Annotated in this window: 6 protein-coding genes; 5 read left to right on the top strand and 1 reads right to left on the bottom strand. The window is 62.3% G+C overall.

Features of this window, described 5'->3' with window-relative positions; all coding sequences use genetic code 11:
- Positions 1-220: 220 nt before the first annotated feature.
- Positions 221-922, bottom strand: coding sequence for a hypothetical protein (locus ADT71_RS06575; protein ID WP_054435865.1), 702 nt, complete (start codon positions 920-922; stop codon positions 221-223).
- Between the two features lie 162 nt (positions 923-1,084).
- Between ADT71_RS06575 and ADT71_RS06570 the strand changes: the two genes are divergently transcribed.
- The 5 genes from ADT71_RS06570 to ADT71_RS06550 all read left to right on the top strand — a co-directional run bounded on the left by ADT71_RS06570 (position 1,085) and on the right by ADT71_RS06550 (position 6,446).
- On the top strand, positions 1,085-1,909 hold the full coding sequence (locus ADT71_RS06570; RefSeq protein ID WP_054435864.1) for a universal stress protein: 825 nt from the start codon (positions 1,085-1,087) through the stop codon (positions 1,907-1,909).
- Between the two features lie 583 nt (positions 1,910-2,492).
- Positions 2,493-2,756, top strand: coding sequence for a GlsB/YeaQ/YmgE family stress response membrane protein (locus ADT71_RS06565; RefSeq protein ID WP_054435863.1), 264 nt, complete (start codon positions 2,493-2,495; stop codon positions 2,754-2,756).
- A gap of 69 nt (positions 2,757-2,825) precedes the next feature.
- Positions 2,826-3,842, top strand: a complete 1,017-nt coding sequence (locus ADT71_RS06560) for a L,D-transpeptidase family protein (protein WP_054435862.1) — start codon at positions 2,826-2,828, stop codon at positions 3,840-3,842.
- Between the two features lie 94 nt (positions 3,843-3,936).
- The gene (locus tag ADT71_RS06555) at positions 3,937-4,947 is read left to right on the top strand and encodes a 2-hydroxyacid dehydrogenase (protein WP_054435861.1); all 1,011 of its coding nucleotides are present in this window, start codon (positions 3,937-3,939) and stop codon (positions 4,945-4,947) included.
- Between the two features lie 5 nt (positions 4,948-4,952).
- Positions 4,953-6,446 (top strand): L-lactate permease, encoded by a 1,494-nt coding sequence (locus ADT71_RS06550; RefSeq protein WP_231635657.1) that lies wholly within the window; start codon positions 4,953-4,955, stop codon positions 6,444-6,446.
- Positions 6,447-7,100 lie beyond the last annotated feature (654 nt).

Here is a 7,100-nt window from a genome sequence, read left to right as displayed (position 1 = left end):
CCGAAGGTGCCGCCGGGCGGGCTGGTTGCCCGTCCAAGGCAGTCTCGTCCGAGATGGAAGCCATTTGGGCGTCCCTTCGGGATTTGACCAAAATGGCCCAACGCTGCGTCGGGAAGGCTTGAAATATCGACATATTCCATCGCCTTCCCTTCTTGCGCTGAGCCATTTTGCCTCAAACCTCGATGGTGCCGTTTATGAGTTTACGACCTAGGTTTACGACCTAGGACTTATCCGCCCCGAACACCCTGGGATACCGTTCGACGAAACGCTGGAGCCAGTCCTTGCGGCCTTCCTTGCGGGCACGCAGCAGATAGAGCAGCCCGGCAAGGCTGGCGAAGAGCGCGCCTATCGTATCGACGATGAGATCCCACATCGTGTCGGTCAGCCCGGATGGATCGTTCAGCATCGGCTTCTGCATGTTCATCCCGAAGATCTGGTCCATCGCGAACTCGAAAATCTCCCAAAGCGCGCCGAGCGCCACGCTGAAGCAGAAGGCGAAGAAGGCAAGGAACACGGGCCTCAGCGCAAAGCCGACGGTTTCGCTCTCGTTGAGCAGGTAGAGCATGAGGAAGCCCAGCAGCCCCAGCAGCACGCCGGAACTGGTGTGGAGTACCAGATCCCACCACCAGATGCGGATGTAGAAATCGCGAACCTCGCCAAGGAACAGCGTCGCGAAGATGAAGATCACGGCGCAGACCTGGATTTCGACCGGCACCAGAGCGATCACGCCGCGGCGGTGAAACACCGGCAGGCCGATGATCGCCATGAGGCCCAGCACAAGCACGGCATGGGGCCAGCGACCTGTCCAGAGCAGCGTCGCCAGTTCGAAGGCCATGACGGCCAGCATCGCGTAAGTTACCAGCGCCTGCTTGCGGCCGACCGGCGGCGGGATTTGCGAACTGTCGCGCTCTGGATCGGTCATGAGATTCCCATGCGGCAATGTCTGGCACGATATGCACCGGCTTTTGCAGGTATTTCGCCGTATGGATGCAAGCATTCCTTCACTGCACTTGCAAGCGTGACCTTGGCGGAGACTTGGGATAGGCCACTCGCATAAGGTCCATTTTTTCAGCGGGAGCCGTTCATGCTGCAAGGGTCCATCATCGCCGCGAGCGATCTCAGCGCGCGGAGCGACCGGGCGATCGATCGTGCCTTCGCGCTGGGCCGCGATCTGGGGCTGCAGGTCAAGGTGGTCCATGTCCTCAAGGCGGAAGGGGATGCCCGGCTGCCCCCGCGGGCGTTGGACCAGGAGGTTCGCGACACGTTGCCGGAGCAGAGCGAAGGCGCGGAAATCTTCCTGCCCGTGGGCTCTCCGCCCGCCACGATTGCCCGCGTCGCCGAGGAGCAGGGCGCCGCATTGATCGTGGTGGGAGTAGCGCGCTTCAATCATGTCACGGACTATGCCCTGGGCACGGCGGTGGACTATCTCGTGCACCATGCCCGAGCGCCGGTGCTGGTGGTGAAGCAGCGCCTTCGCCGTCCCTATGCGCGAATTCTTGCGCCATCCGACTTTTCCGAGAACTCGAAAGCGGCAATCCTGGCGGCCGCGCGGCTCTTTCCCAAGGCGCGCATCGACGTTGTTCATGCCTTCCACGTCGCTTTCGAGGGCTGGGGCGTTTCCGCGCATGTCCGGGATGAGACCGAAGTCGAGGCCAGAGCCCAGATGGATGCGTTCCTCGCCGACCCTCGGTTTGCCGAGTTCGGGACATCGCGACTGGAAGGCTGGATCAGCTACGGTGAACCCGAAGGCTGCATCGATCGCGCCATCAATGAACAAACCCCCGATCTCGTGGTGCTCGCCGCGCATGGCGAATCCGGGTTCCGAAAAGCGGTGATCGGCAGCCTCTCCTCATCCTTGCTGACCACGATCCGGCCCGATACGCTGATAGTTCGCGGGGAAGCGGGCTAGGTTTTTTGGTGGAGCCGGCGCTTTGGTCGCCGACAGGCCTCCCGACTTCTAGGGGCAGGACCCATTAATCACGCCTGCGAGGCACCGGAATGGCGAACATATCGGGCCAAAGCGGCTGCCGGGCGGGCTGGTTGCCCGTCCAAGCCGCTTTGGTTCGAGATGGAAGCCATTCCGGTGTCCCGGAGGGATTTGATCAAAATGGCCCAGTGCAGCGTCAGAAAGGCTTGAAATATAGACATATTACTACGCCTTCCTTCCTCGCTCTGAGCCATTTTGATTCAAACCTCGCAGGCGTGATTAATGGGTCCTGACCCTAGGCAAGACATGTGGTCCGGAAATGGCCGGATACTTTGCATCGCCATGCATCATGTGAGTTTTCTATTCCACGCCGGGCGATGAATAAGTCGAGCCTCGGCAGGGATATTAGGTAGAATTGCGCATGTGCCGGTTGACCTTTACCGACAGCAGGCGCAGCATTGCTGACGAACGGCTTCAGGCGGTGAATGTCATTCCACTTCAGGTTTGCTGATACGACATTGCATTTTGTTTCCGCACCATGCGGACAATTGGTCGGGAGAACGTTATGGGCTGGATTATCGCATTGATCGTTGGCGGCATCGCTGGATGGCTGGCCAGTCTCGTGATGAACCGCGATGCCTCGATGGGTGTTATCTGGAACATCGTCGTGGGCTGCGTCGGTTCGGTGATCGGCAATTTCGTGGCCAATCGGTTCGGCATCGTCGGATCGGTCCAGGAATTCTCCATCGTCGGGTTGATTGTCGCCTTCCTCGGAGCGGTTATCCTGCTGGCCATCGTCAACCTGGTGCAACGCGGCCGGGTGCGCTGATCGACAGGCGCTGCGCTTCGGCTCAGGCGGGCGCGGCTTTCGGTTCTCGCGGATATTGCAGGGATTTTCATGCGGGCAGGCATGTTGGCGGTGCGATCGGCGATATCGGCGCTGGTTCTCGGGGTGTTTTCGTTCACGGCGGTGCCCGCCGTGGCGCAGGGAGCCCGGGCAACTTCGCCGCCCGAGTTTGCCCGCAGGGTCGAGCATCTCAAGCCGGGGGAATGGGTCTGGGCGCCATCCGTTGCGCCAAGTGGGCCGGTGCTGATCTATGTCGATCTCTCGCGGCAGATCGGTCTCGTCTATCGCAACGGCGTGCGGATTGCGGCGACCACGGTGTCCAGCGGCAAGTCCGGTTATGCGACGCCGACCGGAGTCTTCACCATCCTTCAGAAAGATGCCAAGCACCGGTCGAGCACGTACAATAACGCTCCCATGCCCTATCAGCAGCGGCTGACATGGGACGGGGTGGCGCTTCATGCGGGAGGGTTGCCGGGCTACCCCGAAAGCCACGGCTGCGTTCACCTGCCCTACGGTTTCGCGCGCGAGTTGTTCGAGATTACCAAGCTCGGCGTGACGGTCGTCGTCGAAGGCAATGCCGAGGCGCATGTCCGCACCAGCGACAACAGCCTGCTGGCACCGTTCGACGCTACCGGAAAGGTGGTCGAACGACATCCGCTGAGCGGCGGCGAGCAATATCGCTGGCGGCCGGAGCTTGCCCGTTCCGGGCCGCTTTCCATCATCGTTTCCAAGCTCGACCAGCGTGTCGTCGTGCTGCGCAACGGGATCGAGATCGGTCGCAGCGTGGCCGAGGTCAATGACAAGGATCCCGGTTCCCACGTCATCACCCTGACGACGCGCAGCGGGAAGCCGGAGTGGGTCTACGTCGGCCTGCCAGGCCACGGAGAGGATGAGGGGGCCATAGTAGACGAGGCGGTCATCAACCGCTTGCGGGTGCCGCGTCCGTTCTACGAGAAAGTGAAGGCCCAGTTGAAGCCCGGCACCACGATTCTCGTGACCAATTCACGCGTGGCCGACGGCCCGCTCGAAAGGCTCACGGTGATCGACGCAGTCAATCCCGTCCCGTGAAGCGATTATCCGTGCTCCGGTAGGGCTGACCGGTTTCGCAGCTTGCCGTCATCCCGTGGTACTCTGAAATTATCCCGACGACAGGAGGGCTTCCTTGAAAGTTGCGGTCTTCAGCACCCGTCCATACGATCGTGAATTCCTTGACGGTGCGAACGAGCTGAGCGGATCCGGGCATGAATTGTTCTATCTGGAGATGCGCCTCAATTCGCATACGGCCCATCTTGCTGCCGGCCATGACTGTATCTGCGCTTTCGTGAACGACCAGTTGGGGCGAAAGGAGCTGGAAATCCTCGCCGCCAACGGCACGCGCCTGATTGCCCTTCGCAGCGCCGGCTTCAACAATGTCGATCTCGATGCCGCCCGTGAGCTGGGCCTTGGGATCGGCCGTGTTCCCGCCTATTCGCCCGATGCGATCGCCGAACATGCGGTGGCGCTGATCCTTTCGCTCAATCGCAAGATCCACAAGGCTTACGCCCGCGTGCGGGAAGGCAATTTCGCACTCGAAGGGCTGCTGGGGTTCGACCTCAAGGGCAAGGTCGCGGGCGTGATCGGCACCGGCAAGATCGGCATCAACGTCGCCCGCATTCTCAGGGGCTTCGGCTGCGAGGTGCTGGCGAGCGATCCGTTCGAGGCGCCGGAACTCGGCGCGCTTGGCGGGCGATACGTTCCGATCGACGAATTGCTCGCGCAATGCGACATCATCAGCCTGCACTGCCCGCTGACGCCGACTACGCGCCACCTGATAGACCGGGACGCAATCGCCAAGCTGAAGTCCGGAGCCATGCTCATCAACACCAGCCGCGGCGCGGTGATGGATGCGCGCGCGGTGATCGCCGGGCTCAAGAGCGGCAAGGTCGGCTATGTCGGGCTCGACGTTTACGAGGAGGAGGAAGACCTGTTCTTCGAGGACTTGTCCGAGCAGGTCATCCGTGATGACGTTTTCGTGCGGCTCATGACCTTTCCCAACGTCCTCATCACCGGCCACCAGGGCTTCTTCACGCGAGAGGCGATGACCGCGATCGCCGGCACGACGATTTCCAACATCACCGCCTTCGAGAAAGAGGGCGCGCCTCTCTATCCCGTCCAGGTAGAGCGACGGGGCTAAATGCCGTGACCGGGCTGGCGATAGCCCCGATCCTGTCGCTGGTGCTGCTGATGACCGTGCTGCGCTGGTCGGCGGCAGCGGCGGGGACAGTTTCGGCGGTGATCGCCGCGGTGGTGGCGGTGACGGCGTTCCAGTTCGGAGAGACACCGGCTGACCTGGCGGGGCCGTGCCTCGAGGCTATGTTCACGGCGGCGACGATCCTCTGGATCATCTTCCCCGCGCTTTCGATCCACGAGTATCAGATGCGGACCGGCGCGACCGAGGTGATCGGGGATTGGCTGAAGTCGATCTCTTCCGACCCTGCGGCAACCGCCTTGCTGGTGGGCTGGTTCTTCGCGATGTTCCTCGAAGGTGCTTCCGGTTTCGGGACGCCGGTGGCGATCGTTGCGCCGATGCTGGTCTCGCTGGGCGTTCCCCCTGCGCGCGCATTGCTGGTCGCGCTGATGGGCCATGTCGTGGGCGTATCGTTCGGGGCGGTGGGGGCGCCGATGGTGCCGCTCGTCGAAGCGGGATACGTCGATGAGCGCAGGCTCTCGCTTGCGATACTGCTGATCCATGCCTGCCTTGGCTGGGTGCTGGCGCTGATCGTCGTCAGGCAGGGCAGCGTGCGGGCGCGGCTGGACGGTGCGGCTTCGTGGCAGGTGGCGGTCATGGCGGCTGCCTGCTTCTTTCCGGCGGCGGCGCTCATCGCCGGTCTGGCCGGGCCTGAATTGCCGACACTGGGCGGCGCCCTGCTGGGCGGAGGGCTGTTCATCGTCTGGTTGCGACGGGGCTCGCCGCCGGTGCAACGGACCGAGCGAATTGCGGGCAGGGCGCTGCTGTCCGCGGCATTGCCCTATGCCGTACTGGTAACGCTGATCCTTGCGACCCGGCTGATCGACCCGCTTCGCATCAGCCTGCGCGCTCACCGGTTCGACTGGGCCTACGGCAACGGGTTCGGCGATACGCTGATGCCGCTCTATCATCCCGGTACGATGCTGGTCCTGGCATTTGCGATAACCGCGATGGTCAATCGGTCCAGCCCGCGTCTCGTTGCCCAGTCCATGACGGCGGCGGCAAGGCGACTGCCGCAAGTGGCGATCGCGCTGGTTTCCGTGCTGACGCTCGCGCGGTTCATGGTCCACGGCGGCATGATCGACGCGCTGGCCGTCGGCGCGACAGGCCTGTTCGGACAGGCCTGGCCGCTGGCCGTCCCGCTGGTGGGGGCGCTGGGCTCGTTCGTGACCGGTTCGGCGACGGCCTCGAACATCATTTTCGCCAACTTCCAGATCGCCGCCGCCGATGCGGTGACGCTGCCGCACTGGCTGGCGCTTGCCGGGCAGAGCGTGGGGTCGGCGATCGGGAACATCGTGGCCCCGCATAATATCGTGGCAGGCACCGCGACAGTCGGCTTGGTGGGGCGTGAGGGCGAGGCTCTGTCCCGCACCGCACCGGTTTGCCTGGCTTATGCGGCGGCGGGAGGGGTTATCGTGCTTGCCGCGCAGTGGGCGATGGGCTGAAATCCGTGCTGTGTGTGGTGAGGATCGTCAGAACTTATTCCAAAAACTTCGTTTCTTTTTCAATGTCTGCGAAAATTGCTGCAATCGTTCATCCTGTTTATGGTTAAGTAAACAAGTAACCAGGTTGGGCGGGTTGCCTATTATGTATTGAGTATTGTGTCTTGCTTGTGCAATATTTCTGAGCGATATCGTGTTCGGTCATGACAAGCGGAACGCTCAAGGGTGAGACTGAAATGGCTGACTTCCATCCCATGATGCGCCGCAGCCGCGCGGCTCCGGTGTCCTGTCTGGCAGGGCGAGCAGGCCAGGCGTTCACGCAGCCATTCAGGAGAGCAGGGCTCTCCTTCAAGATGTGCAACGGCGGGCTTTAGGCCTTCCGTAGCCAATTCCGCCTCCTGTCCATATCCCCCCACCGAGCGTGGCAGGAGCGGAATAATCAGTTGCTTCCTTGGTGGGCCGGCGTCGCAGCCTTATCAGTTTCATCCCGGTCGATGATCGGAAATTTCCGTCAGCGACGATGTTCCTCGCCCTTGATCGCGCGCCTGCATCTGGCAAGCTTCCCGGAGCCGCGACAGGCCTCCTGCGATGCGCCGAACAGCGCCCGTGGCCGAATGCGGAGTTTTTGGAACCGCCCGGTGAACAGGGCGGACTGAC

The organism is Novosphingobium sp. ST904 (genome assembly GCF_001298105.1).
GTDB lineage: Bacteria > Pseudomonadota > Alphaproteobacteria > Sphingomonadales > Sphingomonadaceae > Novosphingobium.
The sequence above is the reverse complement of the archived record's forward strand: the minus strand, read 5'-3'. Positions and strand labels throughout refer to the sequence as shown.